The sequence below is a fragment of the Clavibacter sp. AC415 genome, from assembly GCF_979252985.1.
The window spans coordinates 1-15,046 of sequence record NZ_CEEDAR010000008.1; the positions used below are offsets into that span (position 1 = coordinate 1).

The window sequence follows — 15,046 nt, forward strand, 5'->3', positions numbered from 1 at the left end:
GGCGTCCCTCCACCCGGGCACGGTCACCGGCAGCACCTCGCCCGCGTCCGCGAGGTCGCGGAGCGCCCGGTCGGTCGCGGCGCGGGACAGGCGGTGGTAGTCGCCGAGGTCGGCGGCGGTGCCGATGCCGTGCGCGACGGCGGACCGGCGGACGAGCTCGCGCACCGCGTCCTCCTCGGGCACCTCGCGGGCGAGGACGGACGCGGGCAGCACGTCCTCCGCGAGCCCGTAGACGCGCTCGAACCCGCGGCGGCCGGCGCTCGCGATCTCGCCCCACGCGAACATCGCCTCCAGCGCCCGCTTCACGTCCGACCAGCCCCACCACGGACCCGTGCGGACGTTCGCCTCGTGCTCGACGGCGCTCGCGGGCACCGGGCCGGTGCGCGCGAGCTCGGCGCGGAGCTCCCGGATGAGGGGCGCGTGCTCGAGCGCCCAGGAGCCCGGGCGCGTGCGGCGGGCGCGCTCGGCGTCCATCCGCCAGCGGAACAGGGGCAGGTCGTCCACGGGCAGCACGGCCGCCTGGTGCGCCCAGTACTCGGTGTACGCGCCGCCGCCGCCGAACAGCATCCGGTCGAGCGCGGCGCGGTCGTAGGGGCCGACGCGGGCGAGGACGGGGAGGTTGTGGCTGCGCTCGAAGACGTTGACGGAGTCGATCTGCAGCAGGCCGAGCCGGCGGGTCTCCGCGGCGAGGCGGCGCGTGCCCGCGGCGGCGTGCGGCCGGCCGAGCCCCTGCGCCGCCAGCGCGACGCGTCGGGCGAGGGCGGGGGGACACGGTGTCGACCATGCTCCGACGCTACCCGCGGCCGCCGACGGGGAACCGGAAGGGCGTGGCCGCGCACCCCGCCCGGCACCGGCTCGCGGAGGCCCGTCCGTAGACTCCCAGCATGATCTTCGGCCAGCGATCCCGCGCCCGCGCCGCGGCGGACGCCCGCGCGGTCGAGCGCCGCGCCGATCCCGACATCGACAGCGTCCAGCCGGTCGCGCGCACGGTCGCGGAGACCGTGCCGCCGGGCATGGTCATCGCGGGGGCGTGGGCGCGGCGCCTGCTCCTCATCCTCGGCGTGCTGGGGGTCGTGGGCTGGCTCGTGATCCAGCTCGAGTACGTCGTGATCCCGCTGCTGCTCGCCATCGTCCTCGCGGCCCTCCTCGTGCCCATCTCGTCGTGGATGCAGCGCCACCACGTGCCCAAGTGGCTCGCGGTCGCGATCTCCGAGATCGGCGTCATCGTGGCGGTAGCCGCGCTCGTCTACCTCGTGACGACGCAGATCATCGGGCAGTACGACTCCATCCGGGCGCAGACGCTCACGCGCTACGCGGACGTGCGCGGCTTCCTCACCGACGGCCCGCTGCAGCTCTCGGAGGCGCAGCTGAACGACGCGTACACCCAGGCGGTCGACGCGGTCCAGCGCGACGCGGGCGTGCTCCAGCGGTGCGCTGTCCGTCACCTCGTCGCTCGGGCACGTCCTCACGGGCGTCCTGCTGGTGCTCTTCTCGACCCTCGATCCTCATCGACGGCGCGGGCATGTGGCGCTGGGTCGTGCGGCTCTTCCCGCGGCTCGCGCGCCCCGCCGTCGACGGCGCGGGCCGCGCGGGCTGGACGACGCTGCAGAACTTCGTGAAGGTGCAGGTGCTCGTCGCCCTCATCGACGCGGTCGGCATCGCGGGCGGGGCCGCCATCATCGGGGTGCCGCTGGCCATCCCCATCGGCGTGCTGGTGTTCCTCGGATCGTTCATCCCGATCGTCGGCGCCGTCGTCACGGGCACGCTCGCCGTGTTCGTCGCGCTGGTCTACAACGGGCTGACGCAGGCGCTCATCATGATCGCGATCGTGCTCATCGTGCAGCAGGTGGAGGGGCACATCCTCCAGCCGCTCATCATGGGCTCGGTCGTGAAGGTGCACCCGCTCGCCGTCGTGCTGTCGGTCGCGGCCGGCATGGTCGGCGGCATCGCGGGCACGTTCTTCGCCGTGCCGCTCGTCGCCACCGTCAACTCCATGGTCAAGCACGTGGCGAGCGGAGCCCTGGCGCGGGCAGCCCGAGCCCCCGCCTCCCGCCGTCCCCGCCGACGCCTCGCACGCCACCCGCCGTCCCCGCCCCAGGAAGCGCACCCCATGACCGACGCCGCCACCGCCCCCGCCGCGCACGCCGACCCGCCGCTCCTGCGCGCCGTCGGCGACGAGCTCGACCCGAGCCAGCTGGGGGAGGACGCCGCCGCCCTCGCCGGGGAGCTGCCGCGCGGATCGGCGCCGACGCTCGCCCGCATCGAGGAGGCCCGCCAGGTGGTCGGCCGCGTGGCCGACGTGACGCCCATGGAGTCCTCGCGCTTCCTCGCGGAGATCCTCGGCAGCCCCGTGCACCTCAAGTGCGAGAACCTGCAGCGCACCGGCTCGTACAAGATCCGCGGCGCGTACAACCGCATCTCCCGGCTCACCGACGAGGAGAAGGCGCGCGGCGTCGTCGCCGCGTCGGCGGGCAACCACGCGCAGGGCGTCGCGTTCGCGGCGCGCGAGCTCGGCATCCGCGCCACGATCTTCATGCCCACGGGCGTCGCGCTGCCGAAGCTCCAGGCCACGCGCCAGTACGGCGCGGAGGTCATCCTCCGCGGCCACACGGTCGCGGAGCCGCTGCTCGCGGCCGCGGAGTTCGCGGCGCAGACCGGCGCGGTGCTCATCCCGCCCTTCGACCACGAGGACGTCATCACGGGCCAGGCCACGCTCGGCCTCGAGATCCTCGACCAGACGCCCGACGTCGAGACGGTCGTCGTCCCCATCGGCGGCGGCGGGCTCATCTCGGGCGTCGCGACCGCGCTGAAGCTCCGGGCCGCCCAGGAGGGCCGCACGATCCGCGTCGTCGGCGTGCAGGCGCGGAACGCCGCCGCGTACCCGCCCTCGCTCGTCCGCGGGCCGCGCGACCCGAGATCGAGATCACGCCCACCATCGCCGACGGCATCGCGGTCGCGAAGCCGGGCCTGCTGAACTTCGACATCATCCGCGAGAGCGTGGACGAGGTGGTCACGGTCGAGGACGACGACACGGCGCGCGCCCTGCTCCTCCTCCTGGAGCGCGCGAAGCTCGTGGTGGAGCCGGCCGGCGCCGTGGGCGTCGCGGCGATCCTCGCGGGACTCTGTGCGGGACGCCGGCCGCACGGTCGTCATCCTCTCCGGCGGCAACATCGACCCGCTCATGATGGAGCGCGTCATCAGCCGGGGCCTCGCCGCGTGCCGACCGCTACGTGAAGCTGCGGATCATGCCGCCCGACCGCCCCGGCCAGCTCGCCCGCACCTCGCAGATCATCTCCGAGGCGAACGCCAACGTGGTCGAGGTGCTGCACACGCGGCACGGCCAGGGCCTGCAGATCAGCGAGGTCGAGCTCGAGGTGAGCGTCGAGACCCGGGGTCCCGAGCACACCGCCGAGGTCGTCCAGCGCCTGCGCGAGGCCGGGTACGACCCGCGCCTCCAGCGCGATTGACGTCCTGACGCACCCGGCACGCGGGAGGGCCGCGGACCATCCGGTCCGCGGCCCCTCTCGTCGTGCTCGTCGCGACTACGGCGTGTAGTTCTCCACGGCCTGGATCTCGACGGGGATCTCGCGGCCGTTCGGCGCGGTGTACGCGCCCTTCCGCCTCGACCTCGCCAGCCGATGATGGCGGCGCCGAGCTGGGCGATCTGCTCGCTGTACACGTCGAGGTCGCTGTCGCCCGCGATCTCGCGGTTGCCGAGCAGGAACTTCGTCTCGTCGCCCGCGATGAGCGCGGTGACGACGGTCCCGGGGCTCCACGATGCCGTGGCTCTCGGGGGCGTCCCCGACCTCGGCCGTGCGGAGGAGCTGCGTGAGCTGGCGGATGCGGGCCTCGATCTCTGCCCTGCTCCTCCTTGGCGGCGTGGTAGCCGCCGTTCTCCTTGAGGTCGCCCTCCTCGGCGGGCGATCTCGATCTTCTTCGCGATCTCCTCGCGGCCCTGCACGCTGAGGGTGTCGAGCTCCCTGCTGGAGGCGGTCGAACGCCTCCTGGGTCAGCCAGGTGATCTCGCCTCGCTCCTGCGCCACGGTGGACTCCTTGCACTCGCACGGACGCCCCGACGGATCCGTCAGGGCGAATCCCCCAACTCTAGGCGGGCCAGCAGCTGTGGATCAAGCCGGTGACTGGGGGGACCGGTGGTGCGGAGGCGCACCGTCTCCATCCGCTCGAACCCGTCCTGCGCCGGCAGCTCGACGACCTTCCAGCCGACGATGGAGCGCTGCTCGTCCTGCGCCTGCACGGCGCACCACGCCGCGTCGCCCGCCGGCATGACCACCGAGAAGGTCACGTCGATGGTGCGGTCGTCCACGATGTCGAAGGCGCGGTCGGTGGCGTCGATGGAACCGGACGCCTGGTCGAGACCCGCCCACAGCACCCACGCGCCGAACACCACGGCGACGAGGCCGCCGGCTGTGCCGTAGAGCCAGCGCTGGCGGATCCGCGCGGGTCGCGTGCGACCGTAGCGCTCGTCGAGCGCGGCGGTGGTGGGGAGCGCGGGGACGCGGTGCTCGACGGTCTCGTCGTCGTCCGCGGGAGCGCCGGCCGGGGACGGGGGAGCGGGACCCTGTCGTCACGGCAACTCCTCCACACGCACCTTGTACTCTGGGGATCCAGACGACCGTCCCCACCCTCTGGAGCCCCGTGACCCTGCGCCTCATGGCCGTGCATGCCCACCCCGACGACGAGTCGAGCAAGGGCGCGGCGACGTACACCCACTACACGCAGCAGGGTGCCGAGGTCATGGTCGTCAGCTGCACCGGCGGCGAGGCCGGCGACATCCTCAACGAGGGGCTCGCCGATCGCGCGATGGCGGAGCGCGACCTGCCGGGCCTCCGCCGCATCGAGATGGCGCGCGCGCAGGCCGTGATGGGCGTGCAGCACCGCTGGCTCGGCTACGTCGACTCCGGCATGGCGCGCGAGGACGGCTCGCTGCCGCCCGCGGCCTTCGCGAGCATCCCGGTGGAGGTGTCGGCCGAGCCGCTGATCCGCCTGGTGCGCCGGTTCCGCCCGCACGTGCTGGTGGCGTACGACGAGAACGGCGGCTACCCGCACCCCGACCACATCCAGGCGCACATTGTGGCCATGGAGGCGTGGCGCGAGTCCGGCGTCGCCGGCTCCTACCCCGACGCGGGCGAGCCGTGGGAGGTCTCCAAGCTCTACTTCGACCGGATCTTCAACGGCGCCAAGCCGCGGGCCGTGCGCGAGCACCTGGTCGCCACCGACGCGGCCCCGGAGATGCTCGAGGCCGTCGACGAGATGCTCGGCTGGATGGGCGACCGCCCCGACCTCGCGACCACGCACGTGGACGTCGGCCAGCACTTCGAGGCCCGCGACCGCGCGCTGCTCTCGCACGCGAGCCAGGTCGCCCCCGACAGCACGTTCTTCCGCTGGCCGCGCGACCTGCAGCAGCGGGCGTGGCCGTTCGAGGACTTCCAGCTCGGCGCGGGTCGCGCGTCGACGCGCCGGACGAGGAGCACGACCTCTTCGCCGGCATCGTCGACGAGGAGAGCGCGGTGCGCGCGTGATGCGCCAGGACCTCGTCCTCCGTCTCGCCGCCGCCGTCACCACGCCGAGCCCCACGCCCACGGCGGAGTTCGACCCGGACACGGTCTCCCCGGGCCGCCATCGGCTTCATCGCGATCTTCTTCGTCGCCGTCGTGGTGCTGCTGCTCATGGTGGACATGACGCGCCGGATCCGCCGCACCCGCTACCGCGAGGAGATCCGCGGGCGCCTGGAGGCCGAGAAGCTCGAGGCCGACCTCGCCCGCGACGCGGCGCCGGAGCGGGGACCGCGCACGTCCACCGACGCGGACCCCGGAGCGGACGCTCCCGCCGCGCCGGACGACCCGGCCGCCCCGCCCCGCGCCTGAGGGGCGCCCGCCCGACGCAGGGGCGCCCGTCCGACGAGGGGCGCACGTCACACGAGGGGCGCCCGTCACACGAGGGGCGGATCCGTCGCCACCAGCAGGATCCCCGTCCAGTGGCAGAGGAACGCCCTACGAGCGTGAAGGCGTGGAAGATCTCGTGGAAGCCGAAGCGGCCCGGCCACGGGTTCGGCCGCTTCAGCGCGTAGACGACGGCGCCGACCGTGTAGGCGCAGTCCGCCGGCGAGGATGAGCGTCATCATCGCGGCGTCGGCGCGGAAGAAGTCGACGATGAAGACGAGCGACGCGTACCCGAGCACCAGGTAGAGGAGCACGTAGAGCCACCGCGGGGCGCCGATCCACAGCACGCGGAACAGCACGCCGAGGACCGCGCCCGACCACACCAGCCAGAGCAGCAGCACCGACTTCCCGTGCGGCAGGGCCAGGACCGTGATGGGCGTGTAGGAGCCGGCGATGAGCAGGAAGATGTTCGCGTGGTCCACGCGCTTCAGGAGGACCTTCGCGCGCGGCGACCAGTCGAACCGGTGGTAGACGGCCGAGACGCCGAACAGCAGCAGCGACGACGCCACGAACACGGCGCAGGCGACGCGGGCGGCGGTGCCGTCGGCCACCGCGATGAGCACGACGCCGAGCACGAGCGCCACCGGGGTCATGCCCGCGTGCAGCCAGCCGCGCCAGAGGTGGGCCGGGGCTCGGGCCCCGCGTCCTGCGCGTCCTCGACGAGCGGGAGGTGCGGGGGACGGGGCCGTCCTCCTCGCGGCGCTTCCGCAGCGGCTCCGCTCGTCCGGGGTGCCGAGCGGTCCGGGGGAGGCGGCGGCGGGCGTCATCCTGCGAGTGTAGGACAGCCCCGGTGACGTCACCCGGCCGGGGCGATCCGCGCCTCCCGGCGCGTGGGATAGCGTGGGACACGTGCGAGAGAAGCCGATCCGACCGTGCGCGCGGTCTGCTCGACCCGGGCGTACCAGAAGCGCATCCGCCGGGGCCTCGACCGCACCGCGCTCCCGCACCACATCGCGATGATCCTGGACGGCAACCGCCGGTGGGCCCGCCAGCTGGGCCTAGAGTCCGCGGCGCACGGCCACCGCGCCGGGAGCCGGCCGAGCTTCCTGGAGTTCCTCGAGCTGGTGCGACGACCTCGACATCAAGGTCACGACGCTCTACCTGCTCTCCACCGACAACCTCACGGGGCGCGGCAGCGCCGAGCTGACGGCGCTCATCGACAATATCCACATCGGCCAGCTCGCGGAGGACCTCTCGCGGCACCGCGACTGGCGCGTCGAGCACGTCGGCTCGGACCAGGGCCTGCCGCCCGAGCTCCTCGCCCGGCTCGACGCGTCGGAGGAGCGCCTCGAAGGGGGACGCGGGGCTGCACATCAACCTCGCGGTCGGGTACGGCGGGCGCACCGAGATCGCGGACGCCATGCGCAGCATCGTCCAGTCGCACCACCTCGCCGGCGGCACACTCGAGGACCTCGCGGCCCTCCTCACGCCCGATCTCATCGGCGAGCACCTCTACACGGGCGGGCAGCCGGACCCGGACCTGGTGATCCGCACCTCGGGCGAGCAGCGCATCAGCGACTTCATGCTCTGGCAGTCGGCCCACAGCGAGCTCTACTTCATGGAGGCGCTCGGGCCCGACCTCCGCGAGGTCGACTTCCTCCGCGCCCTCCGCGACTACTCCTCCCGCCAGCGCCGCTTCGGCTCCTGACCCGCGCGGCCCCGGTGCTCCGGCTGCTCGGCCGGCCCCGCTCCGCCGGTCGCCGCCGCGGCGCCGGGCAGAGAGTTAACGTCCCCTGACACATCGGGACGCGCGTGGCTCTGGCCACCGGGCGGGTTCGACGTAGGTTCCACTCATCGGGCATGGCGCCCGATCGAGAGGGCCGCAGCATCGCTTCTCGTCACCGTGGCCCGATCGCCGTCAGGATCCGAGCGCGAACGCTCGGGGATGGAGTGGCCCGTGGCCCCGATGGACAGCCAGAGCAGCACCGCACGGCACGTGGGCCGGGGAGGGGACGCCGCAGGCCGAGCGCACGTACGTGCTCGACACCTCCGTCCTCCTGTCCGACCCGCGGGCGCTCTTCCGCTTCGCCGAGCACGCGGTGGTGATCCCGGTCATCGTCATCACGGAGCTCGAGTCGAAGCGGAACGACCCCGAGATCGGCTACTTCGCCCGCCAGGAGCCCTCCGCCATCTCGACCAGCTCCGGGAGGAGCACGAGCGGCTCGACTTCCCCATCGAGGTGGGCGAGGCCGGCGGCACCCTGCGGGTGGAGCTCAACCACTCCAGCATGGCGGCGCTCCCCAACGGGCTGCAGCTCGGCGACAACGACTGGCGCATCCTCGCGGTCGCCCTCAACCTGTCGACCGAGGGCCTCGCCGTCACGGTCGTCTCGAAGGACATGCCGCTGCGCGCGAAGGCCGCCTCCATCGGCCTCCAGGCCGAGGAGTACCGGGCCGAGCTCGCGGTCGACAGCGGCTGGACCGGCATGGCCGACGTCACGCTGTCCAGCGAGCAGATGGCCGACCTGTACGAAGCGGGACACGCTGCAGACGCGGGCGGTCCAGGACCTTCCCGTGAACACGGGCGTCGTCCTGCACTCCGACCGCGGATCCGCCCTCGGGCGGGTCGTCCGCCGCGGGACCGTCAAGTCCGTGCGCGGCGACCGGGAGGTGTTCGGGCTCAAGGGGGCGCTCGGCCGAGCAGCGGCTCGCGATCGACCTGCTCCTGGACCGCGAGGTGGGGATCGTCTCCCTCGGCGGCAGCGCGGGAACCGGCAAGTCGGCGCTCGCCCTCTGCGCCGCGAAGCTCGAGGCGGTGCTGGAGAAGCAGCAGCACCGCAAGATCATGGTGTTCCGGCCGCTGTACGCGGTGGGGGGCCAGGAGCTCGGCTACCTGCCGGGCGACGCGGCGGAGAAGATGAACCCGTGGGCGCAGGCCGTGTTCGACACCCTCGGCTCGGTCGTCTCGCAGAACGTCATGGACGAGGTGGTGGAGCGGGGGATCCTCGAGGTGCTGCCGCTCGCGCACATCCGCGGGCGCTCGCTGCACGACGCCTTCGTGATCGTCGACGAGGCCCAGTCGCTCGAGCGGAACGTGCTGCTCACGGTGCTCAGCCGCATCTCGGGCAGAACTCGCGCGTGGTGCTCACGCACGACGTGGCGCAGCGCGACAACCTGCGGGTCGGCCGGCACGACGGCGTCGCCAGCGTCATCGAGACGCTGAAGGGCCACGAGCTGTTCGGCCACATCACGCTGACGCGCTCGGAGCGGAGCGCGATCGCGGCGCTCGTCACGGGGCTGCTGGACGGCGACCCCGTGTGGTCCGCGGGGCCGCCGGCATGACGACGGGCGCCGGTCCCTGAGGGGATCGGCGCCCGTCGGCGTCGGTGGTGCGTCTAACGGTGCGGGTGGTCGTCCCTGACAGGCCGGGCGCCGTCATCCGCAGCACGTCGAGGCCCTGGTCGAGCTGCTCCTCGGCGATCTCGCCGCGCTCGACGTAGCCGAGGTCGACGACGGCCTCGCGCACCGTCATCTTCTGCGCGACCGAGTGCTTCGCGATCTTCGCCGCGGCCTCGTAGCCGATGATGCGGTTCAGCGGCGTCACGATGGACGGCGACGACTCCGCGAGCGCGCGTGCGTGCTCCTCGTCGACGCGCAGGCCGTCGACGGTCTCGTCGGCGAGCAGGCGCGTGGAGGACGAGAGGATCCGGATCGACTCGAGCAGCGACGAGCCCATGACGGGGATCGCGACGTTGAGCTCGAACAGGCCCGAGGCGCCCGCCCAGGCGACGGTGGCGTCGTTGCCGATGACGCGCGCGCAGACCATGAGCACGGCCTCGGGGATGACCGGGTTGACCTTCCCGGGCATGATCGAGGACCCGGGCTGGAGGTCGGGGATGTGCAGCTCGCCGAGGCCCTGTGTTCGGGCCCGAGCCCATCCAGCGGATGTCGTTGCAGATCTTGGTGAGGCTGACTGCGAGCGTGCGGAGCGCGCCGGGAGGCGTCGACCAGGCCGTCGCGCGCGCCCTGCGCCTCGAAGTGGTCGAGCGCCTCGGTGACGGGCAGGCCGGTGTCGTCGGCGAGGACCTGGATGACCTTCTGCGGGAACCCGAGGGGCGTGTTGATGCCCGTGCCCGTGGCGGTGCCGCCGAGGGGGACCTCCGCGACGCGGGGGAGCGCGGTGCGCACCCGCTCGATGCCGAGGCGCACCTGGCGGGCGTAGCCGGCGAACTCCTGGCCGAACGTGACCGGGGTCGCGTCCATCAGGTGCGTGCGGCCCGCCTTGACGAGCCCCTTCCAGGCCTCGGCCTTCGACTCGAGCGCCTCCGCGAGGTGCTCGAGGGCGGGGATCAGCTCGGCGAGGAGCGCGCCCGTGACGGCCACGCGCACCGAGGTGGGGAACACGTCGTTCGACGACTGCGACGCGTTGACGTGGTCGTTCGGGTGCACGGGCTCTCCCGAGCGACGCCGTGGCGAGGGCCGCGAGGACCTCGTTCATGTTCATGTTCGAGCTCGTGCCGGAGCCCGTCTGGTAACAGACACGTCGATGGGGAAGTGCTCGTGGCGGATCCGCCCGCCACCTGGTCCGCCGCGGCGACGATCGCGTCGGCGACGTCCGCGTCGATGATGCCCATCTCGCCGTTGACGATGGCGGCGGCGCGCTTGATGCGGGCGAGCGCCTGGATCTGCGCGGGCTCGAGGCCGCGGCCGGAGATGGGGAAGTTCTCGACGGCGCGCTGCGTCTGGGCGGCGTAGAGCGCGTCCCTCGGGACCCGCACCTCGCCCATCGTGTCGTGCTCGATGCGCGGAACTCGTCCGTCGTGCCGCTGTCTGATCCGGGGAAGTGTCGACCACGCTGTTTCTCTCTCCTTCGGGACGGGTGATGGACCGGGCCTCGTGGGCCCGGGGTACGGGGGCGGCGCGCACGGCGCCGTCGGGCATGCGGGTGGGGCCTCCGCGGGCGGCGGCGCCCTAGCGGGGGATGTCGCCCACGATGACGTCGGGCACCGCGGTGCCCTCGAGGAGCTTGTAGTTGGCGCCGACGATGGCCAGGCTACCGGCCGCCACCCGGTCGGAGATCATCTCGGAGGCCTCCAGCATGCGGGTCACGGTGTCGCGCAGGTGCTGGCGTCCGACCTCGCCGGCGTCGACCTCGGACGGGACGACGGGGTCGCCCGCGACACGGCGGACGGCGGGCTCGATGGGCGCGATGAGGCGCGCGATGTGCGGCGGCAGCGCCTCGGCGTCGGGCGCCGCGCTCTCGATGGCCGCGCGCACGGCCCCGCACTCGTCGTGGCCGAGCACGACGATGAGCGGCACGCCCAGCACGGCGACCGCGTACTCGAGGCTGCCGAGCACCGAGTCGGAGATGATCTGGCCGGCGTTCCGCACCACGAAGAGGTCGCCGAGGCCCTTGTCGAAGATGATCTCGGCGGCGAGGCGGGAGTCGCTGCAGCCGAAGAGCGCGGCGACCGGGCGCTGCACGTGCGCGAGGGCCGCGCGGCGCTCGACGTCCTGACGCGGGGTGCTGGGGGCGAGCCCTGGACGAAGCGGGCGTCGCCCTCGACCATCTCGGCCCACACCTCGGCGGGTGCCTGCGCGACCTCGTCCTGATCGAGGTCATCCCTCGATCCCCTCTCCGGGGTGCGGTGGTGCTCGTGGTGCCCTCGTCCGGCGTCGGGGCGGGGGTCGCGGAGGAGCCCGCCTCCGTTCCGCGCGCGGCGGCCACGGCGTCGATGGCGGTGCGCAGCTCGTTGGCGTCGGCCGTGCCGTAGACCGCGTAGGTGCTGTCGCCGTCGACGGCGCTCGCCGCGAGGACCACGTTGCCCGGGTCCTCGGCCTGGCCGTTGTCGTACAGGGTCCACTCGAGGCCGCCGATCTCCTCCTGGCTCACCTCCGGCGCCGACTGGAGGGTCTCGTCGAGCCAGGTGGGGTTCGCGTCGATGCCCTGGGAGATGCCGATGTAGCGGTTGCTCGGCGTGATGAGGCCGATGTACCAGACGGCGACGCCGTCGCGGCCGGCCGGTCGGGATCTCGGCGTCGTTGCTCTTCCAGGCCGTGGGCAGGTCGGGCACGACGAGGGTCTGCGGGAAGCCGCCCTGCGCCTCGGCGGCCGTGGCGCCGTAGTCGACGTCGGGCAGGATCGTGGTGTTCGAGCGGGGCACCAGAGCGACGATTACCGCGACGGTGGCGACCGTGACGATGAGCGAGTACAGCAGGTTGCGGAAGGTCTGCTTGGCGCGGTGACGGCGCGAGTCGGCGGCCTTGCGGGCGGCGGTCTCCTCGGGCGTCTCCGGTCGGCCCAGCTCGGCGACGACGTTCGGCGTGCGGTCCTTCGCCACGGTCAGCCGGCGTCGGACGCGGTGGTGCGGGCGGCGTCGAGCCGTGCCTTGGCGCCGAGCAGCCACTCCTCGCAGCGGGCCGCGAGGGCCTCGCCGCGCTCCCACAGCGCGATCGACTCCTCGAGCGTGGACGCGCCCTGCTCGAGGTCGGCGACGACGCGCACCAGCGCGTCGCGGGCCTCCTCGTAGCTGAGCGCGGAGAGGTCGTCGGGCAGGCGGGCGCCGGTGTCGGTGCCGGTGTCGGCGGGGCTGGTGGGCATGGGGGAAAGACCCTGGCTTTCGGAGCCGGGCGCGGGCCGGGCCCCGCGGGTGGGGGACGAGGGCAGGCAGGGCGGCCGACGACGGGATGTCGTCGGTGGGGCCGGTGGAGGTGGCGCCGAGCGCGCCTGCGGCGAGGCGGAGGACGAGGCCCGTGCCTGCCGGGGCGTCCGCGGGGGTGCGGAGCGCGGATCCGTCGGCGGCCTGGACGATGGCGTACCCGCGGTCGAGGACGTGCTGCGGGGACAGGGCGCGCAGCTGCCGCGAGAGCTCGCTCGTGCGCTGCACGCCGCGCTCCACGACGCGGCCGGCGAGCTCCGCGGAGCGCGCGATGTACCGGCCGAGCTCCTCGGCGCGCGAGTCGACGATCCATGAGGAGCCCGTGAGCACGGGACGGGAGCGCAGCTGCTCGATGCGGTCGATCTCGCCCCGCACCTGCGAGGTGAGGCGCATCGACCGATGCGGGCGCGCGCCTGCTGCACGCGGGCGAGCTCCTCCGAGACGTCCGGCGACCACGCGCTTCGCGGCATCAGTGGGGGTGGACGCGCGGAGGTCGGCCACGTCGTCGAGCAGGGGCCGGTCGGCCTCGTGGCCGATGGCGCTCACGAGCGGGGTGCGGCAGGCGGCGGCGGTGCGCACGAGGGTCTCGTCGCTGAAGACGAGCAGGTTCTGGAAGTCGCCGCCGCCCCGGGCGATGACGATGACGTCCACCTCGGGATCCTCATCGAGCACGCCGATGGCGCGGGTGACCTCGCCCGCGGCCCGGTCGCCCTGCACGGCGGTGTGCACGACGCGGAAGCGCACGCTCGGCCAGCGCAGCTGCGCGTTCCGGAGGACGTCCTTCTCGGCGTCGGAGTCCTTGCCGGTGATGAGGCCGATGCAGCCGGGGAGGAACGGGAGGCGCCGCTTGCGGTCGGCGTCGAACAGGCCCTCCGCGCGCAGCGTCTGGCGCAGGCGCTCGAGGCGCTCGAGCAGGTCGCCGAGGCCGACGTGCCGCATCTCCAGCACCTGCATGGTGAGCGTGCCGCCCTTGACCCAGTAGTTGGGCTTGACGAGCGCGACGACGCGGGCGCCCTGGCCGAGGTCGGCGGGGATCTTCGCGCGCACCGACGACCAGACGGTGAAGCTGATGGTGGCGTCGACGTCGAGGTCCTTGAGCTTGCCGTAGACGTTGCCGCCGGAGCCGCCCCATTGGGTGATCTCGCCCTCGACCCAGGCCGTGCCGAGCCGGTCGATCCAGCCCTTGATCTTGCCGGACAGCACCGAGACGGGCCACGGCGCGTCGACGGTCGGGGCCCCCGCGGCGGGCATGGACACGGTGCGCGTCTCGCTCATGGCTCCCCACTCGGCGCCCAGCGCGGGCGCATACAATCGGATGCGTGACTACAGCGACCACTGACCAGCGACTCGTGGGAGCACCCGTCGTCAGCCTGTCGATGCCCCGGATGCCCGGCGTCCGCAACAGGCTCAAGGATAACCCGGTGGGCGGACCCAAGAAGGTCCTGCTCGCCGCTCCCCGGGGCTACTGCGCAGGCGTGGACCGCGCCGTCGTCGCCGTCGAGAAGGCCCTCGAGCGCTACGGCGCCCCCGTCTACGTGCGGAAGCAGATCGTCCACAACGTGCACGTCGTCTCCACCCTCGAGCGCATGGGCGCGATCTTCGTGGAGGAGGTCGACGAGGTGCCCACGGGCGCCCACGTCGTCTTCAGCGCCCACGGCGTCTCGCCGGCCGTCGTGCAGGGCGCCGCCGACCGCGGCCTCCAGGCCATCGACGCGACCTGCCCGCTGGTCACCAAGGTGCACCGCGAGGCGGTGCGCTTCGCGAAGGCCGACAAGCAGATCCTCCTCATCGGCCACGAGGGCCACGAGGAGGTCGAGGGCACCGCGGGCGAGGCGCCCGAGCAGACCATCGTCGTCAACTCCCCGGAGCACGCCGACACCATCGAGGTGCGGGACCCGGACAACCTCGTCTGGCTCTCGCAGACCACGCTCTCGGTCGACGAGACCATGGAGACCGTCCGTCGCCTCCGCGTGCGCTTCCCGAACCTGCAGGACCCGCCGAGCGACGACATCTGCTACGCCACGCAGAACCGCCAGGTGGCCATCAAGAAGGTCGCGGTCGACGCCGACCTCGTCATCGTCATCGGCTCCGCGAACAGCTCCAACTCGGTCCGCCTCGTCGAGGTGGCCCTCGAGTACGGCGCCAAGGCGTCCTACCGCGTGGACTACGCCTCCGAGGTCAAGCAGGAGTGGCTCGACGGTGTGCAGACGGTCGGCGTCACGAGCGGCGCCTCCGTCCCCGAGGTCCTCGTGCAGGAGCTGCTCGACGACCTCGCCGACGCCGGCTACGGCGACGTGACCGCGGTCGTGACCGCGGAGGAGGACCTCGTGTTCTCCCTCCCCAAGGAGCTGCGCAAGGACCAGTCCGGCAACACGGACTCGCGCGCCATCGGCGGGCGCACCCGCGCGTGAGCGACGACGACGGGCAGCGCCGCTCCGGCCGGCCCGCCCCGCGCTTCGGCGAGTACGCGTCCCCGTCGTCCTCCGCG

At 73.3% G+C, this 15,046-nt stretch carries 9 protein-coding genes and 10 pseudogenes; 9 read left to right on the forward strand and 10 right to left on the reverse strand.

What is annotated here, in order from left to right; translation table 11 throughout:
- On the reverse strand, positions 1 to 741 hold a 741-nt coding region (locus ACZ411_RS02370), incomplete at its 3' end, for a DNA glycosylase AlkZ-like family protein (RefSeq protein ID WP_464168359.1).
- 143 nt (positions 742 to 884) lie between these two features.
- Here ACZ411_RS02370 and ACZ411_RS02375 point away from each other — a divergent pair.
- The 4 genes and pseudogenes from ACZ411_RS02375 to ACZ411_RS02390 all read left to right on the forward strand — a co-directional run bounded on the left by ACZ411_RS02375 (position 885) and on the right by ACZ411_RS02390 (position 3,467).
- Positions 885 to 1,619 (forward strand): AI-2E family transporter, encoded by a 735-nt coding sequence (locus tag ACZ411_RS02375; protein ID WP_464168271.1) that lies wholly within the window; start codon positions 885 to 887, stop codon positions 1,617 to 1,619.
- Positions 1,523 to 2,974 (forward strand): pyridoxal-phosphate dependent enzyme, encoded by a 1,452-nt coding sequence (locus ACZ411_RS02380; protein ID WP_464168273.1) that lies wholly within the window; start codon positions 1,523 to 1,525, stop codon positions 2,972 to 2,974. The genes ACZ411_RS02375 and ACZ411_RS02380 overlap by 97 nt, the downstream gene beginning before the upstream one ends.
- Positions 2,902 to 3,234 (forward strand): annotated as a pseudogene (locus tag ACZ411_RS02385) (pyridoxal-phosphate dependent enzyme); the annotation flags it as partial. The gene ACZ411_RS02380 and the pseudogene ACZ411_RS02385, both read left to right, overlap by 73 nt.
- A gap of 11 nt (positions 3,235 to 3,245) precedes the next feature.
- Positions 3,246 to 3,467: an ACT domain-containing protein gene (locus tag ACZ411_RS02390; protein WP_464168275.1), complete on the forward strand. Its 222-nt coding sequence runs from the start codon at positions 3,246 to 3,248 to the stop codon at positions 3,465 to 3,467.
- Between the two features lie 75 nt (positions 3,468 to 3,542).
- Here the strand turns inward: ACZ411_RS02390 and greA are convergent.
- Both greA and ACZ411_RS02400 read right to left on the reverse strand, forming a co-directional pair.
- Positions 3,543 to 4,043 (reverse strand): annotated as a pseudogene (greA, locus tag ACZ411_RS02395) (transcription elongation factor GreA).
- 41 nt (positions 4,044 to 4,084) lie between these two features.
- Positions 4,085 to 4,408, reverse strand: a complete 324-nt coding sequence (locus tag ACZ411_RS02400; RefSeq protein ID WP_464168277.1) for a DUF4307 domain-containing protein — start codon at positions 4,406 to 4,408, stop codon at positions 4,085 to 4,087.
- A 248-nt stretch (positions 4,409 to 4,656) separates the two neighbouring features.
- Here ACZ411_RS02400 and mca point away from each other — a divergent pair, with 248 nt between their 5' ends.
- Positions 4,657 to 5,700 carry a mycothiol conjugate amidase Mca gene (gene mca / locus ACZ411_RS02405; RefSeq protein WP_464168279.1) on the forward strand — a complete coding sequence of 348 codons (1,044 nt, stop codon included), beginning with the start codon at positions 4,657 to 4,659 and terminating at the stop codon, positions 5,698 to 5,700.
- Positions 5,673 to 5,885, forward strand: a complete 213-nt coding sequence (locus ACZ411_RS02410; RefSeq protein ID WP_464168281.1) for a hypothetical protein — start codon at positions 5,673 to 5,675, stop codon at positions 5,883 to 5,885. Before mca ends, ACZ411_RS02410 begins: the two co-directional genes overlap by 28 nt.
- 65 nt (positions 5,886 to 5,950) lie before the next feature.
- Here ACZ411_RS02410 and trhA read toward each other — a convergent pair.
- Positions 5,951 to 6,727 (reverse strand): annotated as a pseudogene (gene trhA / locus ACZ411_RS02415) (PAQR family membrane homeostasis protein TrhA).
- Positions 6,728 to 6,809: 82 nt separating this feature from the next.
- On the opposite strand from trhA, the pseudogene uppS reads away from it, so the two are divergent.
- Both uppS and ACZ411_RS02425 read left to right on the forward strand, forming a co-directional pair.
- Positions 6,810 to 7,608: pseudogene (gene uppS, locus ACZ411_RS02420) on the forward strand (polyprenyl diphosphate synthase).
- A 328-nt stretch (positions 7,609 to 7,936) separates the two neighbouring features.
- A pseudogene (locus ACZ411_RS02425) lies at positions 7,937 to 9,241 on the forward strand (PhoH family protein).
- An 82-nt stretch (positions 9,242 to 9,323) separates the two neighbouring features.
- On the opposite strand, the pseudogene ACZ411_RS02430 reads toward ACZ411_RS02425, so the two are convergent.
- From ACZ411_RS02430 to xseA, 6 genes and pseudogenes are all read right to left on the reverse strand, one after another.
- Positions 9,324 to 10,704: pseudogene (locus ACZ411_RS02430) on the reverse strand (class II fumarate hydratase); the annotation flags it as partial.
- Between the two features lie 166 nt (positions 10,705 to 10,870).
- Positions 10,871 to 11,469 (reverse strand): annotated as a pseudogene (locus tag ACZ411_RS02435) (carbonic anhydrase).
- 215 nt (positions 11,470 to 11,684) lie between these two features.
- Positions 11,685 to 11,891: pseudogene (locus tag ACZ411_RS02440) on the reverse strand (DUF4245 family protein); the annotation flags it as partial.
- A 97-nt stretch (positions 11,892 to 11,988) separates the two neighbouring features.
- Positions 11,989 to 12,345: pseudogene (locus ACZ411_RS02445) on the reverse strand (hypothetical protein); the annotation flags it as partial.
- Positions 12,243 to 12,500, reverse strand: coding sequence for an exodeoxyribonuclease VII small subunit (locus ACZ411_RS02450; RefSeq protein ID WP_464168361.1), 258 nt, complete (start codon positions 12,498 to 12,500; stop codon positions 12,243 to 12,245). The gene ACZ411_RS02450 and the pseudogene ACZ411_RS02445, both read right to left, overlap by 103 nt.
- Before the next feature lie 169 nt (positions 12,501 to 12,669).
- Positions 12,670 to 13,833: pseudogene (gene xseA, locus ACZ411_RS02455) on the reverse strand (exodeoxyribonuclease VII large subunit); the annotation flags it as partial.
- A 101-nt stretch (positions 13,834 to 13,934) separates the two neighbouring features.
- On the opposite strand from xseA, the gene ACZ411_RS02460 reads away from it, so the two are divergent.
- Positions 13,935 to 14,969, forward strand: a complete 1,035-nt coding sequence (locus ACZ411_RS02460) for a 4-hydroxy-3-methylbut-2-enyl diphosphate reductase (protein WP_094117022.1) — start codon at positions 13,935 to 13,937, stop codon at positions 14,967 to 14,969.
- Positions 14,970 to 15,046: the final 77 nt, after the last annotated feature.

Bases quoted from the DNA above. Each gene is read 5' to 3' on its own strand.
- ACZ411_RS02375 (WP_464168271.1), top strand. From the start codon at position 885: ATGATCTTCGGCCAGCGATCCCGCGCCCGCGCCGCGGCGGACGCCCGC.
- ACZ411_RS02390 (WP_464168275.1), top strand. From the start codon at position 3,246: ATGCCGCCCGACCGCCCCGGCCAGCTCGCCCGCACCTCGCAGATCATC.
- ACZ411_RS02450 (WP_464168361.1), bottom strand. From the start codon at position 12,500: ATGCCCACCAGCCCCGCCGACACCGGCACCGACACCGGCGCCCGCCTG.
- ACZ411_RS02460 (WP_094117022.1), top strand. From the start codon at position 13,935: ATGCCCCGGATGCCCGGCGTCCGCAACAGGCTCAAGGATAACCCGGTG.
- ACZ411_RS02380 (WP_464168273.1), top strand. From the start codon at position 1,523: ATGTGGCGCTGGGTCGTGCGGCTCTTCCCGCGGCTCGCGCGCCCCGCC.